This is a genomic window from Brucella pseudogrignonensis, from assembly GCF_002252525.1.
GTDB classification, from domain to species: Bacteria; Pseudomonadota; Alphaproteobacteria; order Rhizobiales; family Rhizobiaceae; genus Brucella; species Brucella pseudogrignonensis.
Genome location: NZ_NNRM01000022.1, coordinates 164059 through 180167, shown reverse-complemented (window position 1 = coordinate 180167; position 16109 = coordinate 164059). Strand labels below are relative to the sequence as shown.

The window sequence follows — 16109 nt, the reverse complement described above, 5'->3', positions numbered from 1 at the left end:
ATCATGTCAAACACAGCTAAAGTTGCATTGGTCACAGGTGCAGCACAGGGCATTGGTCGCGGTATCGCTCTGCGCCTTGCAAAAGACGGCTTTGATATTGCACTGGTCGACCTGAAAGCAGACAAGCTTGAATCCGTAAAAAAGGAAGTTGAAGCACTGGGTCGCAAGGCCTCTACGTTCTCAGCAGATGTGAGCAAGCGCGATGATGTCTACGCAGCAATTGACCATGCAGAAAAGGAACTCGGCGGCTTCGACGTCATCGTCAACAATGCGGGCATCGCACAGGTTCAGCCTATTTCCGATGTTAAGCCCGAAGAAGTCGACCGTATCCTGAAAATCAATGTCGAAGGTGTTCTGTGGGGCATTCAGGCAGCAGCAGCCAAATTCAAAGCGCGCGGACATAAGGGCAAGATTATTAATGCCTCGTCGATTGCTGGCCATGATGGCTTCGCAATGCTGGGTGTTTATTCGGCGACGAAATTCGCTGTGCGTGCGCTGACTCAAGCCGCCGCCAAAGAATATGCGAGCGCAGGCATAACGGTGAACGCTTATTGCCCGGGCATCGTCGGCACCGATATGTGGGTTGAGATCGATGAGCGCTTCTCGGAAATCACCGGTGCGCCAAAGGGCGAAACCTACAAGAAGTATGTTGAAGGCATCGCTCTTGGCCGCGCCCAGACCCCGGAAGACGTTGCCTCGCTGGTATCGTTCCTCTCGGGCCCGGATTCAGATTATATTACCGGACAGGCTATCCTGACTGATGGCGGCATTGTTTACCGCTAAGCAGATGACAAAAGAAAAGGCGGGAAATTTCCCGCCTTATTCTTATCCAACGTGTAAGCCCGGCGCTTCCTGGCCTGTGCTTTCAACATATTCCGTATAGCCGCCGCCATATTGGTGAATGCCGTCCGGCGTGAGTTCCAGTACGCGATTGGAGAGCGCCGACAAAAAGCGACGATCGTGCGATACGAAAAGCATTGTGCCTTCGTAAGCGGAAAGCGCCCGAATGAGCATTTCCTTGGTGTCGAGATCCAGATGGTTAGTCGGCTCATCGAGTACAAGGAAATTTGGCGGATCAAACAGCATTGCTGCCATGACCAATCGCGCTTTCTCACCGCCAGAAAGCACACGGCATTTCTTTTCAATATCATCGCCAGAAAAGCCGAAGCAGCCTGCAAGTGCACGCAAAGGTGCCTGCCCTGCCTTTGGAAAGCGTTGTTCCAGCCATTCGAGAATAGTGCTGTCCCCGTCCAGAATATCCATGGCGTGCTGTGCGAAATAGCCAAGCTTCACACTCGCGCCGAGATTGACGATCCCCTGATCAGGCTCCGTTGTGCCGGTGACAAGCTTGAGCAATGTCGACTTGCCTGCACCATTGACGCCCATGATGCACCACCGCTCACGACGACGAACCATGAAATCCAGCCCGTCATAAATCGTGCGGCTGCCATAGCTTTTGTTGACACCCTTGAGGCTGACGACATCTTCGCCGGATCGTGGCGCTGGTGCGAAGTCGAAAGCCACCGTCTGGCGACGACGTGGCGGTTCCACGCGATCAATCTTTTCAAGCTTCTTCACACGGCTCTGTACCTGAGATGCGTGTGATGCGCGTGCCTTGAAGCGTTCGATGAATTTGATTTCCTTGGCAAGCATTGCTTGCTGGCGTTCAAACTGCGCTTGCTGCTGCTTTTCGTTCAGCGCACGCTGGCCTTCATAAAAGGCATAATCACCGGAATAGCTCGTGAGCGAGCCGCCGTCGATTTCAATGATCTTGGTCACGATGCGGTTCATAAACTCGCGGTCGTGGGAGGTCATCAGCAATGCGCCATCATAGTTTTTGAGGAAAGCTTCAAGCCAGATAAGGCTTTCAAGATCGAGATGGTTGCTCGGTTCGTCGAGAAGCATAACGTCGGGGCGCATGAGAAGAATGCGAGCGAGAGCCACGCGCATTTTCCAGCCGCCGGACAATTTGCCGACATCGCCATCCATCATTTCCTGGCTGAAACTCAGACCCGCAAGCACTTCGCGCGCACGACCATCCAATCCATAGCCGTCGAGTTCTTCATAGCGAGCCTGCACTTCGCCGTATCGCTCGATAATCGCGTCCATTTCGTCAAGACGATCAGGATCGCACATCGCGGCTTCAAGTTCGCGCAACTCTGCGGCCACAACACTGACCGGACCTGCGCCGTCCATCACTTCCGCGACAGCCGAACGACCACCCATTTCACCAACATTCTGGTTGAAATAGCCGATCGTCACGCCTTTTTCGACATTCACCTGCCCTTCATCGGGCAGTTCTTCGCCGGTAATCATGCGGAAAAGCGTAGTTTTACCGGCACCGTTTGGGCCGACGAGACCTATTTTTTCCCCACGATTCAACGCGGCAGAAGCTTCGATAAAGAGAATACGGTGGCTGTTGGACTTGCTGATGCTGTCGATGCGGATCATGTGCGTGGGAGGCCTTGTGATAACTTGGCCTCCCTATGACATGGCTTGCCCCCGCTGTCACGCGGCGCGATGACATTGCGAGCCATGTTTACTTACGGAATGTGATGCAGCCATTCCTTCGTGGCAAATTTTTCTTCAATGAGCTTCTCGGCTGCTGCGTATTCTTCCGGTGTTATCGTCCCGGTGACACCGCCATTCAACGAAACGAACATCTCTTTCATGCGATCAATGACTTCGCGGCGCGGCAAGCCCGTCTGGCTGCGGACAGGATCGACGCGTTTGACCGCGCTGGCCGTACCCTTGTCAGACAGCTTTTCCCGGCCAATGCGCAACACCTTCACCATTTTCTCGGCGTCCATGTCATAAGCCATGGTGACGTGATGCAGAACAGTTCCGCCTGAATAGCGCTTCTGGGCCGCTCCACCGATCTTGCCTTTCGAGCTCGAAATATCATTGAGCGGCTTATAAAACGCGTCGATGCCAAGCGAATTAAGCGACTTCAGGACCCATTCGTCGAGGAATGCGTAGGAATCGGCGAAACTCATATCACGCACGAGTTCACCCGGCGCATAAAGAGAATAGGTAATCGAGTTGCCCGGCTCCACAAACATTGCGCCGCCGCCTGTTACGCGACGAACTGTTTCGACGCCGAGCTCAGCAGTCGCTTCCATATCCACTTCATTACGCAGCGACTGAAACGCTCCGATGATAATGGATGGACGCTCCCACTCCCAAAAGCGCAAAGTCGGCGCGCGACGTCCAGCGGCCACTTCACGTGCCAGAACTTCGTCAAGCGCGAGATGCATCGTTGGCGTCAGCGGCGGAATATCGATGATCTGCCATTCGTAGTCGCGCCAGGTACGTGCAACGCCAAGAGCTCGACGCACAGCAATAGCGACAGCTTCAGGGCTGAAACCGATCATGAAAGCGTCTGGGCGAAGTCCTTTGCGGACCGCATTAGCAATTTCTTCCGATGAGGCAGTCGCAGGCAAACCGTTCAATGCATCACGAATGTCATCAAGGGCTTCTGCAGGCTCGAGGAAAAAGTCCCCCGCGACCTGAACCTGGCTCAGTTTGTTATCCTGAACTTCGAGATCGATAACAACCAGCTTGCCACCGTGGACCTTGTATTCACCATGCATTTTCTTACGACCTTGCTGACGAGAAACATCTATTCGCACTCTTGCGGATTCAGCAAAAAAAGGGAACTATCTATCTGGAATTTTTACACGATTTGCGTTCAAATATTTACAATCATTCGCGATATTGACCAGTTGAAACGTAAGTCGCCGTTCATTCTATGTTCAAGAACTGAAATCTATAAGAACTCATCAGACATTCAAACAATGGTGTTAGCCATGGCAGCTCTTCTGTCTAATAAACTTAGCCTCGTCGCAGGCATGTCAGCTTTTATTGCATCTATGTACGTAATTGCTCCTGCACCCGCTGAGGCTGCGCAATTGCAGCGTTGCGCCGGTGAAAATGAAACCTGCAGACTTCCGTATCCAACTGAAGTGATCTATGGCGCGAATGGCCGGGGCACGTCTCAGTTTATCGATGGTCCGAATGTGCGCTGCTCAAATCAAGTTTTCGGTGATCCGGCCCCTGGCGCACAGAAAAGCTGCTCATTCGTTGTCCGTGATCGTTATGAAGATCGACGCGATGATCGTCGCAACGATTGGCGCGACAATCGTCGTGATGATCGCCGAAATGATTGGCGTGACGACCGTCGGGATGATTGGCGTGATAACAGACGCGATGATCGTCGTCGTGGCGAGTGGCAGCAATGCGCAAAAGAAAAAGGCTTCTGCGATTTCTATGGTCGTAAGGTCGTACGTTACGGAGCGAAGGGGCGTTTTGTAGAGCGCGTATTCCGTGATGGCGTACGATGTGACAACCGTGCTTTCGGTGATCCAGCACGCGGTGTCGGAAAAGCCTGTTTCATTCAGAATTAAGAACGAAAAGAGGGGTAGAGCGGTTCCAGTTAATACTGAATCTTTGAAACCGCTCTATCTATTTGTTTTTATAGTACTATCCGACGCATCGCAGCAGAAAAAGAAATCAGTCCGGCAAACTGATTTCCCTGCGGAGACGCTTCGCACTTTTGCTGAAATTGCTTTAAGTCCGCTTTTTTCTTGATGTTATTTGTCTATGCAAGCAGCACTGTACGATAAAAACATTCTTTAGCCGAGTTACCGCCGACCGCTCAAAGAGCGGCCAAACGTGACTCTGCCGTCTTATCGAAAGCTTTCTGCATACCCGCGTCGCGGTCGTAAACGTCGCTGAAGTAACGAACGTTACCATTGGAATCAGGCCAAGCCGTGAAGTAAGCGATATAGACCGGAACCGGATTAGCAACCTTCAAGCCGCGTTCGTCCTTACCGAAATATTTGCTTAACTCTTCAACCGGCTTACCAAGCACTGCTGCTGCCATATCGCGCGGGCGCTCCAGACGGATGCAGCCATGGCTCAAGGCACGCATATCACGGCTGAAATAGGATTTCGCCGGAGTGTCATGCATGTAAATGTCATGAGCGTTTGGGAAAAGAATCTTCAGTTCGCCCAGAGCATTATCGAGACTTGGCTTCTGGCGGATGCCGACATGCGCCTTGCCTGCAGCAACTGCACTCCAGTTTACAGCGCTCGCCGAAACCTTCTTGCCGCCGACATAAACTTCATAGCCGTTGCGATCGAGATAGCTCGTATCACGCATCACCTTTGGCAGCATTTCGTTCAGAATAATCGAACGCGGCACGCCCCAGGATGGATTGAAAACAACCGTCTGGACCTTGTTATAGAAGAAATAGGTCTGATGGGTTGGCGAACCGATGACCACATTCATGGCCAGCTTTTCTTTGCCGTCTTCAAAATATTCGGCGCGGTAGGATGGCTGATTGACCATCACGTAACGCGAGCCGAAATCATGTGGCAGCCAGCGCAGGCGTTCCATCGAATAGAGAATGCGATCACGCTTCACCGAATCCTGCTCGCCTTGAAGGGCTGCAATCGTGTTCTTACCAATGATGCCATCGGGCGTGCTGCCTGAAAGCTTCTGGTAATCCTTGATGGCAGCGGCCAGTTCCGGATCATAGATGCTTCCATCTGCGTGAGCCTGCAGAACATTGCGATGCTGTTCCAGATAGCTGGCTGGAGCATGTCTCGTGATGAGCGCGACAACATTTGCAAGCTGATCGCTGGAATCACCCGGACGAATAGCTTTATCAAGCGAAATGCGAATAGGTTCGCCAGCTGGCGCTTCCGTATTAGCCAGTTCACGCTTCAATGAAGCATAGGCTTCGTTGTTCGGCTGGAAGCTTTTCAGATAAGCCACCGGGTCGGTTTCAGATGCCAGACGGGCCAGAACAGCTTTAGGATCGACGCGATTACGCGGCAGATCATAAAAACCACTGAGGCGGTCTGCAATCACACGGCCCTCGCCCGCATCAATTGCATAGCGCAATGCACGCGCAGACATGCGAATTTCAAAGTCAGCAAGTTTTTGCTGACGTTCGGCAAGCTGTGCTTCTTCGAAATGATCGCCAGGAATAGTGACGGCATATTCTTCCGGGTTCAGACCATCATCGTCAGCCTGTGCAAAGAAGGCTGCAACATTGCGGGCTTTATCAAGCGCCTTGTTGTCTGCCGACCAAAGAAAGGTGCGCTTTTCGGAATAGAAGCTGACGATAGCTTCAGCAATTTGCTTTTCCGCTTTGACGTCGACGGTCTTCAGATAATCAGTTGCGGCATCGAAAGCGAGCTCACCCTGGGATTCGTCGGTCTTTTTTACCGGACCAATCGGCGACATTCCCGATGTCAGAGGATCGACGCGCGCGGGATCAACTGCCGCTGTCACCTGCATATCAAGAGCGCTGAAATCGACCTTGATCAAAGCATCCGGCTTATAATTGTAGATCTGCGGTCCTTTAACCGTGACGCGCTGTGCTGGCGGCACGGCAGCTCTCGGCACGGAAACTGGCTTAGCAGTATTTGGTGCTGGGGCGACCTGCACAGGCGGCTGAACCGGCTGGGCCTGTTGCTGACGACGCTGCTGGAACAGCTCAAGCAGAGAGTTAGCTGCCTGCGCCTGCGCTGTCGAGAAAAGTGTCGATGCTGCCAGTGCGAAAGCCATCGCGTTACGGACATAAGGACCGCGCTTGCGATTATCTTTAATGTTCCGATTCAAATTTCTGGAGAACTGCATTCCAACCGCCAATTCAATGCAACCGCTATTAAGCGAAGCCGCGTCAATCTTTGCCCATAGAATTGATGAATCTCGTATAGAATCTTTTAACGTTAACGCATCCTCCTATTATTTTGCGCCCAACTCTATCAATTTTTCTTGAAAAGCGATTTTGCGGACACACTCGAGCTCCGTTTCGCGTCGAACAGAACAATGTGCCGCAGTGGATTCCGGACTGCATCGCGCTAAAAGCCCCGCAGAATATGCCCCTGACTTTGTCAGGGCTGAATCACGGAGCGCATCCGTTGGGCCGAAGGCGGCACTTGGATGCGGCAGGCAAGCAAGCGAGGTACCACAATGGCAGAAGCAAGCGCCGCCGATCTATTCCCACTTGGCGAAGACAAAACCCCTTACCGCAAACTGACTTCCGATCATGTGTCGGTCGATACGTTTAAGGGACAGGAAATTCTGAGCGTCGACGCTGAAGGGCTGCGCATCCTTTCGGAAGCTGCCTTTGCTGACATCAATCACCTTCTGCGCCCAGGCCATTTGCAACAGCTCGCAAATATCATGAAGGACCCCGAAGCAACCGATAACGACCGCTTCGTGGCTTATGATCTCTTGAAGAACGCAAATATTGCAGCGGGCGGCGTTCTACCTATGTGTCAGGATACGGGCACAGCGATCATCATGGGCAAGAAGGGCCGTCGCGTCTGGACCGAAGGTGGCGATGCCGATGCTTTGGGTGCTGGCGTGCTCGATGCCTATAATAAGAAGAATCTGCGCTATTCGCAGCTCGCTCCGCTGTCGATGTTCGAGGAAAAGAACACCAAGAACAATTTGCCTGCGCAGATCGACATCTACGAAGAAGGTGAAGACGCCTACAAATTCCTGTTTGTTGCCAAGGGCGGCGGTTCGGCTAACAAGACGTTCCTGTTTCAAGGAACGCCATCGCTGTTGACGCATGACCGCATGATCGACTTCCTTAAGGATAAGATCCTCAGTCTCGGTACAGCCGCCTGCCCGCCTTATCATCTGGCGATTGTCATTGGTGGCACTTCGGCTGAAATGAACCTGAAGACGGTGAAGCTCGCTTCCACCCGCTATCTCGATGAGCTTCCAACCGAAGGCTCCGATAACGGCCATGCGTTCCGTGATCTGGAAATGGAAGCTGAAATCCACAAACTGACCCAGTCGCTCGGCGTTGGTGCGCAGTTTGGTGGCAAATATTTCTGCCATGATGTGCGCGTTATCCGTCTGCCACGTCATGGCGCATCGCTGCCGATTGGCCTCGGTGTTTCCTGCTCGGCGGATCGTCAGGCCAAGGGAAAGATCACCAAGGAAGGTATTTTCCTAGAGCAGCTTGAAACCAATCCAGCACAATACATGCCGGAAATCGACGAAGAAAAGTTGTCGTCACATGTGGTCAAGATAGACCTCAATCAACCGATGGAAGACATTCTCAAGGAATTGTCGAAGCATCCGGTGAAGACGCAGCTTTCCTTGACCGGCTCGATTATTGTTGCGCGCGATCTCGCGCATGCGAAAATCCGCGAACGTCTGGAAAACGGCGAAGCTATGCCGGATTATTTCAAGAACCATCCGATCTATTATGCAGGCCCGGCCAAGACACCAACCGGCTACGCATCTGGTTCGTTCGGCCCAACCACTGCTGGTCGTATGGATTCTTATGTCGATCAGTTCCAGTCGTTCGGTGGCTCGATGGTAATGCTCGCCAAGGGCAATCGTTCGCGTCAGGTTCGCGAAGCCTGTGGCACGCATGGTGGCTTCTATCTTGGCTCGATTGGTGGCCCAGCCGCTCGTCTCGCGCAAGACTGCATCAAGAAGGTCGAAGTTGTCGAATATCCAGAGCTAGGTATGGAAGCCATCTGGCGTATTGAAGTCGTCGACTTCCCAGCCTTTATCGTCATCGACGATAAGGGCAACGACTTCTTCAAGGAACTCAATCTCGGTTAAAGAAAAAAGGGCGGCTTAAGCGCATCCCGAAAACTGTGCAGCGGCTTTCGGGATGCGCAAAAAATAAAGTCCGCCCTTTTCCTCATCGCCGATCGCGTTTCAGACCTTTTTCCGCAAGCTCGTCCAGATAAGTCTGCCAAAGCGTGTCTTTCTCGGTGCCCAGCTTATGAAGATAGGTCCATGAGAACAGCCCGGTATCGTGCATGTCGTCAAAGGTGATGCGGACGGCATAATTGCCAATCGGGTCCATGCGCATGATTTCGACTTCGCGCTTGCCACCGACCGTCACACGTTGTTCAGGTGAATGCCCCTGCACTTCCGCTGAAGGTGACAGAACCCGCAAAAGTTCTGCAGTCAGCTCAAAACGTTCACCGCTTTCAAAAGCCACCGTCAAAAGCTTGCGATCCTTAGAGACCCGCAATTCGGTAGGCCAGACATCACTCATAATTGTTCTCCGTCATTCCAGCGGCGTTTCATTCTGCAATATATGACGGCTTGCATATAAATACTGCAGTAGCCGCTTCGAATTGCGTCAAATCAAAGAGATATTGATCTTTATCCATTATGAGAAGAGCCAAGGGATCGATCTGTTCGATTAATGTGCTCTTGCTTGAAGCTGCTATACCAAGGTGTAAACTGGACAAAGCGCTTCGCGGAACCTATCTCTAGGACTAAGATGCAGACAGGCTCTGCAGTATGTGGAAACAATGGCTTACTCTATGCAACGTTCTCAAACTCTGCCTGTTGTTTCTCCGACCGGACAAATGATTGATCCGTTCGGGCGTGCCATCACCTATTTGCGCGTTTCCGTTACTGACCGTTGCGATTTCCGCTGCACATACTGCATGGCGGAACACATGACTTTCCTGCCGAAAAAAGATCTGCTGACACTGGAAGAACTCGACCGCATCTGCAGCGCATTTATCGAGAAGGGTGTTCGTAAACTGCGTCTGACAGGTGGTGAACCGCTTGTTCGCAAGAATATCATGCATCTCATTCGCGAGCTTTCGCGGCATCTGAAGACAGGTGCGTTGGACGAGCTGACGCTGACCACCAATGGTTCACAGCTTGCGCGCTATGCTGACGAACTCGCAGATTGCGGTGTGCGGCGCATCAATGTCTCTATGGACACGCTTGATCCTGAAAAATTTCGCACGATTACCCGCTGGGGCGATCTTAACCGCGTCATCGAAGGCATCGAGGCCGCGCAAAAGGCTGGCATTCGCGTCAAAATCAACGCGGTAGCACTCAAGAATTTCAATGAATTTGAAATTCCTGAACTGATCCGCTGGGCGCATGGCCGCGACATGGACATGACTCTGATCGAAACTATGCCGATGGGCGAAATCGAATTTGATCGCACCGATCAATATCTCCCGCTTTCGCAGCTCCGCGACGACCTCGGCCAACAGTTCATCCTGTCCGATATCCCGTATCGCACCGGCGGCCCTGCCCGCTATGTCACAATTGCAGAAACGGGCGGGCGTCTCGGTTTCATCACGCCGCTTACGCATAATTTCTGCGAGAGCTGCAATCGCGTGCGCCTCACCTGCACAGGTATGCTTTATATGTGCCTTGGCCAGAATGATGATGCAGACTTGCGTGCGGCGGTGCGTGCAAGTGAAGGTGACAGCGTTCTAAACGATGCGATTGACGAGGCAATCTCACGTAAGCCCAAGGGCCATGATTTCATTATTGATCGCGACCATAATCGCCCGGCAGTCGCACGCCATATGAGCCTTACCGGCGGATAAATAATTTAGATGGATTTGCAACAAGTATAAATTGGACCGAATCCAAATGATACGATAGCGATATACAATCCTAAACCGGATTTCATATCGTGCCGCAGTCAGCAAACTTCCGTGCAAGTATTTTTATGCTTCTCGCTATGGGTACATTCACCATCGGCGATACTATGACGAAATATCTGCTGACCCAGATGAATAGCGGTCAGTATATGTTCATCCGGGGCATATTCGCGACAATTGCAATTGGCTTACTCGCCTGGCGCAACGGCGCCCTTCGCAACCTTTCTTTGGATTTAATGACCGTTCTTCGCGTTCTCGGCGAGGTTTTAGCGACAGTCACCTATATCTTTTCTCTTGGTCACCTTTCGCAGGCTTTCTGCTCTGCAGTTTTTCAGGCAACCCCTTTGGTCGTAACCCTTGGCGCTGTTCTTTTCCTCAACGAAAAAGTCGGCTGGCGGCGCTGGATGTGTATTTCCTTTGGCCTTGTGGGGGTTATCATCATCATCCGCCCCGGCACCGATAGCTCAGCAAGTCTCGCAGCCGTCGGAATTTTGCTATCCAGCGTTTGCTTCGCGGCTATGCGGGATATCGCAACGCGTCGCGTGCCAGCGCATGTCCCTACCCTTTATCTCTCAACGCTGACTGCTGGCGCCATAGCATTGACAGGCGGAGGGCTCATTCACCCGATGGGCGGATGGCAACCGGTTGGTATTGGACCAGTGCTGATTATGGCGCTGGCCGCCGGGCTATTGCTGGTAGGTTATCATTTTATCATCATGGCGATGCGTGAAGGCGAAATCTCTTTCGTATCGCCATTCCGTTATTCGAGCCTGTTATGGGCCATTTTGTTGAGCACCGTCGTTTTCAACGAAGCCCCGGACTCCTACACAATTGCCGGCTCAATCCTTGTCGTTGGCAGCGGTATCTATATGGTTTACCGCGAGAACATTCGCAAAAGACGCGAACAGAACAAGAGCACCTTGGCCACAACACCGACAGGAGTAGAGCCGTCGTGACACCAGACGGGATCAGACTTGCAGGGGTTATCATCGCAGGTGGCTTATCCAGCCGTATGCAGGAAGGTGGCATCGCAGGCGACAAGTTTCTCCAATCACTTGATTCCCGAACGATAATTGAACACGTCGCTTCAAGGCTTTCGCCGCAGGTGAGCAATCTCTTTGTCAATGCAAATGGCGACCCTAACCGTCTAGCAAAGCTTAATATTCCGATTGTCTCAGATTTGCCCTCCACTCATGGCGGGCCGCTTGTCGGTCTTCGAACAGCATTCGAATATGCATCTGGTTTTCCATTTCTGTTGAGCGTCGCAGCTGACAGCCCCTCTCTTCCGCTCGATCTTGCGACTCGACTTTGTGAACGGCAAAAGAAAACCGGTGCTTCTATCGTGCTGGCAAGTTCCGGCGGACGTGTTCACCCAATCTTCGGGCTATGGAAAACTGATTTGGCGCAGCCGCTCAATGACTGGTTGGCACAGGCTGAAAGAGCCAGTGTCTTTGCTTTCGCACGGCATATCGGTTTTGAAGAGGTAGAGTTCCCTTTGGTAGAACTTGCCAATGGCGAAACATTTGATCCATTCTTCAACATCAACACACCAGACGATCTTGCTGAAGCAAAACGGCTGAATGAGGCTCTGAGATGACCCATAAACTATTCGGTATCACCGGCTGGAAAAACTCGGGCAAAACCACCATGACCGAACGGCTGGTTCAGGAACTGACCAAGCGCGGTTATAAAATTTCGACCGTGAAACACGCCCACCATAACTTCGATATCGATCACGTCGGTACGGATTCGTGGCGACACAGAAATGCCGGAGCTTCCGAAGTCGCCATAGTCTCATCAGCTCGCTACGCGATTATGCATGAAAACATGGGTGAAGAAGAACCTTCACTACAAGCCATCGTTAGCAAGCTGGCCCCATGCGATCTCGTTTTGATCGAGGGCTATAAGCGCGAATCTCATAGGAAGATCGAGCTGAGGCGTATCGGCGGGCATGATGGACCACCGCTTTCTGATGATGATCCGAGCATCGTTGCACTGGCCAGTGACCATCTCTCCAATGATGAAAGATTGCCCGTTTTCCATATCGATAAAATTGAAGAAATTGCCGATTTCATCGTAGAGCTGATGGAGCTTTGAGAATTTCCCCATCTAAACGTTAAACTATAGGGTAAAATTCTACCACGCGCAGATATGGCACGGATATCCTTTTAAATCAGCCTTTTTGCATGCACAATTAAATTACTCTAGCCGTATTGCCATGACATGGAAAATGGTGGGAATATCAGATTACGGGCGGATGATTGGGCATAAGTGCGAAAAAATATTGCGCGTTGTCAGCTCTAGCATCTAATTGTAGACAACAAGGGATTCACTGTCAGAATTGCTACTTAAAGTTTAGAATGACAGTGTACCTTGAAGCGGCTGAACCAGAAGAATAATCAGGGAACCAGCCTTAACAAACGAGAGGACTTAGAATGCGCGTATTAAAGCGTATCGCCGCAGCAGCATCAGTTGCAGCACTTGCAATTACCATTGGCTCCATGACCGCAGGCACTGCGACCGCTCAGGAACCACTGAAGCTCAAGATCGGCACGGAAGGTGCGTATCCTCCGTTTAACTTTATCAAGCCAGATGGCACGCTGTCGGGCTTCGACGTCGATATCGCCAGAGCGCTCTGCGAAGAAATGAAGGCTGAATGCGAGTTCGTCACCCAGGAGTGGGACGGCGCTATTCCAGCCCTTCAGTCCGGCAAATTCGATGCCTTCATCGCATCCATGTCCATTACGGATGAGCGCAAGAAGCAGGTCGACTTCTCGAACAAGTATTACAACACACCTCCAGGTATCGCCGCACCTAAGGACACGGACATCAAGGGCGTGACCAAGGAAGATCTCGCTGGCAAGACGATTGGTGTTCAGGTTTCGACCACGCACGCAAACTATTCGGAAAAGACCTTCACCGACAGCACCATCAAGGCTTATCCGACGGCCGAAGAATATCGTCTTGATCTCGCGAATGGTCGTCTCGATGCCGTCAACGATGATAGCGTGACCTTGGCTGAATGGCTGAAGACGCCAGATGGCGCTTGCTGTAAGATGGTTGGCACCTTCCCTCCAGTGATCGAGATTCACGGTCCTGGTGCCGGCGTTGCCTTCAAAAAGGGTCGCCCTGAGCTGATTGAAAAGTTCAACGAAGCAATCAAAGCGATCCGCGCAAACGGTAAGTACAAGGAAGTCAACGACAAGTACTTTGATTTCGACGCTTACGGTGCAGAAAACTAAGATATTTTAACATCAAAACGCCGGTTTACTCCCAAGTAAGCCGGCGTAACTATTTGGGCTATAAAGAGAAACTTCAAAAGTTATCGGGCTTTGCTACCAGCAGACCTGAGAAGCCCTAGGAAGAGATTAGGCGCATGGAACACTACGCCACCTTGTTAAGTTTCGGTCCCGACGGTTGGGGGATGAGTATTGCCTGGGGCCTTCTGGTCACGATATCTTTGGCAATAGCAACTCTGCCAGTCGGCCTGGCGCTCGGATTTCTTGTTGCCTTGGGCAAACAATCGCAAGAACCATCCATCCGACTCGCCAGCAATATCTACACCACCATTTTCCGCGGACTGCCTGAGCTTCTGACGCTTTTCCTGGTTTATTTTGGTGCATCTTTGGGCTTGCAGCGCCTACTTAGTCTGTTTGGCGTTGATGCAAATGTTGAAATCAATGCTTTTGCCGCCGGTATGGTGGCGCTTGGTTTCGTGTTCTCATCCTATTCGAGTGAAGTCTTCCTGTCCGCATTTCGTGCGATCCCGCGCGGTCAATATGAGGGCGGCTATGCTGTCGGTCTTTCCCATTGGCAGACCATGCGCAAAGTCGTGCTGCCGCAGTTGATCCGTATCGCCCTTCCGGGTCTCGCCAATCTCTGGCTCGTTCTGCTGAAGGATACATCACTGGTGTCCGTGATCACTTTGTCAGACATCTTGCGCCAGACTTCGATTGCAGCACGCGTTACGAAAGAGCCATTCCTGTTCTTCGGCGTGGCTTGTCTTCTCTATCTCGGCCTTGCGATCATTTCGTCCTACTTCATCAACCGCATCGCTCGTTGGGCTGATGCCGGCAACAATGCGTCGCGGGGTGCATGATCATGAGTGAGATCACATCACGAGGCGCAGCAGAAGTTCTCGCACCGCCGCCAGTCGTTAAAAGCTGGACAGGCATCCGCATCGCTGGCCACCTCATCGTGGCCTTCTGGGCTCTGCTTTTCGCAGGACTTGCCATTTATCTTTATAATACGTGGCGCATCGATCTTTTTGAAACCTATGCACCGCGTTATTGGTCGGGTCTGCTGACGACGCTGCAACTGGTTGCAGTGTCTATCGTCATCGGTGCACTGCTTTCCCTGCCAATTACCGCAGCGCGTATGTCCAATAATCGCTGGTTGCGTGGCATTGCGTTTGGCTATGTCTACTTCTTCCGCGGCACGCCACTGCTCGCGCAGACATTCTTGATCTATTACGGCTTCGGTACGTTCCGTCCGTTTCTCGAAAGCATTGGTCTCTGGGTGTTTTTCCGGGATGCTTGGAATTGCGCTATCCTCGCATTCTCGCTCAATACAGCTGCCTATCAGGCCGAAATTCTTCGCGGTGCGATTCAGAGTGTGGCTCTCGGGCAATGGGAAGGTGCAGCAGCGCTTGGTATTTCCAAACGCGTGACATTCTGGAAGGTCATTCTGCCTCAGGCACTGATCGTGGCTCTGCGTCCTTACGGCAATGAAATCATTCTGATGATTAAAGGTTCTGCGATTGTCTCGATCATCACGATCCTTGATCTAATGGGTGAAACGCGCCGTGCTTATTCGCGCACATTCGACTTCCAGACCTACCTCTGGGCGGCAGTTATTTATCTGCTGATCGTCGAGTGTTTGCGACATATATGGGATTTCATTGAACGGCGACTGACAAGACATTTGGTCCGCTAATCATCGGAACAAAAGAAAATTTATCGCCCCCGTTAGCCTTGCAGCTACCGGGGGCGATCTGCTTTAAATGCATACTTATTCAAATGCGCTGCTCGCGCGTTTTCATAGCAATGCGATAGGCTACATCATGCTGAAAATCTGGGGTCGAATTAATTCCACCAATGTAAGAAAAGCGCTTTGGGCGGCTGAAGAGCTTGGCCTTGAATATGAACAGGTCAACATTGGCGGTCCATTTGGCGGCTTACAGGATGCCGACTTTCTTGCGCTAAACCCCAACGGCCTCATTCCACTTCTACAGGATGGTGACACAACACTTTGGGAATCCAACGTCATTGTACGCTATCTTGCAGCTAGCCGCGCCAATGGCAGCTTATGGATCGAAAATCCTGCCAAGCGCGCCCAAGCTGAAAAGTGGATGGATTGGTCGTCGACCACCCTGTTTGGCGATTTCCGAGATGTGATGATGCATCTGATCCGTTTACCTGAAGACAAGCGCGATCCAGCGATTTTGCAGCGCGGCATTGAAGGCATGGCTCGATCGCTCCAAATTGCGGAAGAAGCACTTGCCGTACAACCGTGGTTTTCCGGCGATAATTTCGGCATAGGTGATATTCCACTTGGTTGCTATGCCTATGCTTGGTTCGAATTACCCATCACACGCCCCTCAATGCCGCGCCTTGAAGGCTGGTATCAGCGTCTTACGCAGCGTGCAGCCTATCGTAAGGCAGTGATGACACCCCTCACCTAATCGATGT

Annotated in this window: 15 protein-coding genes; 11 read left to right on the top strand and 4 right to left on the bottom strand. The window is 51.8% G+C overall.

The window, feature by feature from the left end; all coding sequences use genetic code 11:
• Nucleotides 1-3 precede the first annotated feature (3 nt).
• A complete protein-coding gene (locus CEV34_RS13855) occupies nucleotides 4-783 on the top strand; it encodes an acetoin reductase (protein WP_007874849.1) in 780 nt (259 codons plus the stop codon).
• 42 nt (nucleotides 784-825) lie between these two features.
• Here the strand turns inward: CEV34_RS13855 and abc-f are convergent, their stop codons facing one another.
• Nucleotides 826-2451, bottom strand: a complete 1626-nt coding sequence (abc-f, locus tag CEV34_RS13850; RefSeq protein WP_094543771.1) for a ribosomal protection-like ABC-F family protein — start codon at nucleotides 2449-2451, stop codon at nucleotides 826-828.
• Nucleotides 2452-2543: 92 nt separating this feature from the next.
• The gene (locus tag CEV34_RS13845) at nucleotides 2544-3593 is read right to left on the bottom strand and encodes a lipoate--protein ligase family protein (protein ID WP_007874843.1); all 1050 of its coding nucleotides are present in this window, start codon (nucleotides 3591-3593) and stop codon (nucleotides 2544-2546) included.
• Between CEV34_RS13845 and CEV34_RS13840 the strand changes: the two genes are divergently transcribed.
• Nucleotides 3588-4406: a hypothetical protein gene (locus CEV34_RS13840; RefSeq protein WP_235819051.1), complete on the top strand. Its 819-nt coding sequence runs from the start codon at nucleotides 3588-3590 to the stop codon at nucleotides 4404-4406. The two genes, CEV34_RS13845 and CEV34_RS13840, sit on opposite strands and share 6 nt — an antisense overlap.
• Nucleotides 4407-4657: 251 nt before the next feature.
• Here the strand turns inward: CEV34_RS13840 and CEV34_RS13835 are convergent, their stop codons facing one another.
• Nucleotides 4658-6652, bottom strand: coding sequence for a L,D-transpeptidase family protein (locus CEV34_RS13835; protein WP_007874841.1), 1995 nt, complete (start codon nucleotides 6650-6652; stop codon nucleotides 4658-4660).
• Between the two features lie 336 nt (nucleotides 6653-6988).
• Between CEV34_RS13835 and CEV34_RS13830 the strand changes: the two genes are divergently transcribed.
• On the top strand, nucleotides 6989-8608 hold the full coding sequence (locus CEV34_RS13830; protein ID WP_007874840.1) for a fumarate hydratase: 1620 nt from the start codon (nucleotides 6989-6991) through the stop codon (nucleotides 8606-8608).
• Nucleotides 8609-8690: 82 nt separating this feature from the next.
• Here CEV34_RS13830 and CEV34_RS13825 read toward each other — a convergent pair whose 3' ends face one another.
• Complete coding sequence (locus CEV34_RS13825) at nucleotides 8691-9053, bottom strand: gamma-butyrobetaine hydroxylase family protein (protein ID WP_007874839.1); 363 nt, start codon at nucleotides 9051-9053, stop codon at nucleotides 8691-8693.
• A 274-nt stretch (nucleotides 9054-9327) separates the two neighbouring features.
• Between CEV34_RS13825 and moaA the strand changes: the two genes are divergently transcribed.
• The 8 genes from moaA to CEV34_RS13785 all read left to right on the top strand — a co-directional run bounded on the left by moaA (nucleotide 9328) and on the right by CEV34_RS13785 (nucleotide 16102).
• Entirely contained in the window at nucleotides 9328-10362 is a 1035-nt protein-coding gene (gene moaA / locus CEV34_RS13820; protein ID WP_007874838.1) for a GTP 3',8-cyclase MoaA, read from the top strand.
• Between the two features lie 125 nt (nucleotides 10363-10487).
• The gene (locus tag CEV34_RS13815) at nucleotides 10488-11375 is read left to right on the top strand and encodes a DMT family transporter (protein WP_051063913.1); all 888 of its coding nucleotides are present in this window, start codon (nucleotides 10488-10490) and stop codon (nucleotides 11373-11375) included.
• Complete coding sequence (mobA, locus tag CEV34_RS13810) at nucleotides 11372-12016, top strand: molybdenum cofactor guanylyltransferase MobA (protein ID WP_007874835.1); 645 nt, start codon at nucleotides 11372-11374, stop codon at nucleotides 12014-12016. Before CEV34_RS13815 ends, mobA begins: the two co-directional genes overlap by 4 nt.
• The gene (gene mobB, locus CEV34_RS13805) at nucleotides 12013-12516 is read left to right on the top strand and encodes a molybdopterin-guanine dinucleotide biosynthesis protein B (protein WP_007874833.1); all 504 of its coding nucleotides are present in this window, start codon (nucleotides 12013-12015) and stop codon (nucleotides 12514-12516) included. Before mobA ends, mobB begins: the two co-directional genes overlap by 4 nt.
• Before the next feature lie 338 nt (nucleotides 12517-12854).
• Nucleotides 12855-13661: an ABC transporter substrate-binding protein gene (locus tag CEV34_RS13800; RefSeq protein WP_007874831.1), complete on the top strand. Its 807-nt coding sequence runs from the start codon at nucleotides 12855-12857 to the stop codon at nucleotides 13659-13661.
• A 134-nt stretch (nucleotides 13662-13795) separates the two neighbouring features.
• Nucleotides 13796-14518, top strand: a complete 723-nt coding sequence (locus CEV34_RS13795) for an ABC transporter permease (RefSeq protein WP_039859731.1) — start codon at nucleotides 13796-13798, stop codon at nucleotides 14516-14518.
• 2 nt (nucleotides 14519-14520) lie between these two features.
• Nucleotides 14521-15354: an ABC transporter permease gene (locus CEV34_RS13790; protein ID WP_007874829.1), complete on the top strand. Its 834-nt coding sequence runs from the start codon at nucleotides 14521-14523 to the stop codon at nucleotides 15352-15354.
• 127 nt (nucleotides 15355-15481) lie between these two features.
• Nucleotides 15482-16102: a glutathione S-transferase family protein gene (locus CEV34_RS13785; protein ID WP_007874828.1), complete on the top strand. Its 621-nt coding sequence runs from the start codon at nucleotides 15482-15484 to the stop codon at nucleotides 16100-16102.
• Nucleotides 16103-16109 lie beyond the last annotated feature (7 nt).

Excerpts from the sequence above, each read along its gene's own strand:
- CEV34_RS13855 (WP_007874849.1), top strand. The coding sequence starts at position 4 with ATGTCAAACACAGCTAAAGTTGCATTGGTCACAGGTGCAGCACAGGGC.
- abc-f (WP_094543771.1), bottom strand. The coding sequence starts at position 2,451 with ATGATCCGCATCGACAGCATCAGCAAGTCCAACAGCCACCGTATTCTC.
- CEV34_RS13840 (WP_235819051.1), top strand. The coding sequence starts at position 3,588 with ATGCATTTTCTTACGACCTTGCTGACGAGAAACATCTATTCGCACTCT.
- CEV34_RS13845 (WP_007874843.1), bottom strand. The coding sequence starts at position 3,593 with ATGCATGGTGAATACAAGGTCCACGGTGGCAAGCTGGTTGTTATCGAT.
- CEV34_RS13835 (WP_007874841.1), bottom strand. The coding sequence starts at position 6,652 with ATGCAGTTCTCCAGAAATTTGAATCGGAACATTAAAGATAATCGCAAG.
- CEV34_RS13830 (WP_007874840.1), top strand. The coding sequence starts at position 6,989 with ATGGCAGAAGCAAGCGCCGCCGATCTATTCCCACTTGGCGAAGACAAA.
- CEV34_RS13825 (WP_007874839.1), bottom strand. The coding sequence starts at position 9,053 with ATGAGTGATGTCTGGCCTACCGAATTGCGGGTCTCTAAGGATCGCAAG.
- moaA (WP_007874838.1), top strand. The coding sequence starts at position 9,328 with ATGCAACGTTCTCAAACTCTGCCTGTTGTTTCTCCGACCGGACAAATG.
- CEV34_RS13815 (WP_051063913.1), top strand. The coding sequence starts at position 10,488 with ATGCTTCTCGCTATGGGTACATTCACCATCGGCGATACTATGACGAAA.
- mobB (WP_007874833.1), top strand. The coding sequence starts at position 12,013 with ATGACCCATAAACTATTCGGTATCACCGGCTGGAAAAACTCGGGCAAA.
- CEV34_RS13800 (WP_007874831.1), top strand. The coding sequence starts at position 12,855 with ATGCGCGTATTAAAGCGTATCGCCGCAGCAGCATCAGTTGCAGCACTT.
- CEV34_RS13795 (WP_039859731.1), top strand. The coding sequence starts at position 13,796 with ATGGAACACTACGCCACCTTGTTAAGTTTCGGTCCCGACGGTTGGGGG.
- CEV34_RS13790 (WP_007874829.1), top strand. The coding sequence starts at position 14,521 with ATGAGTGAGATCACATCACGAGGCGCAGCAGAAGTTCTCGCACCGCCG.
- CEV34_RS13785 (WP_007874828.1), top strand. The coding sequence starts at position 15,482 with ATGCTGAAAATCTGGGGTCGAATTAATTCCACCAATGTAAGAAAAGCG.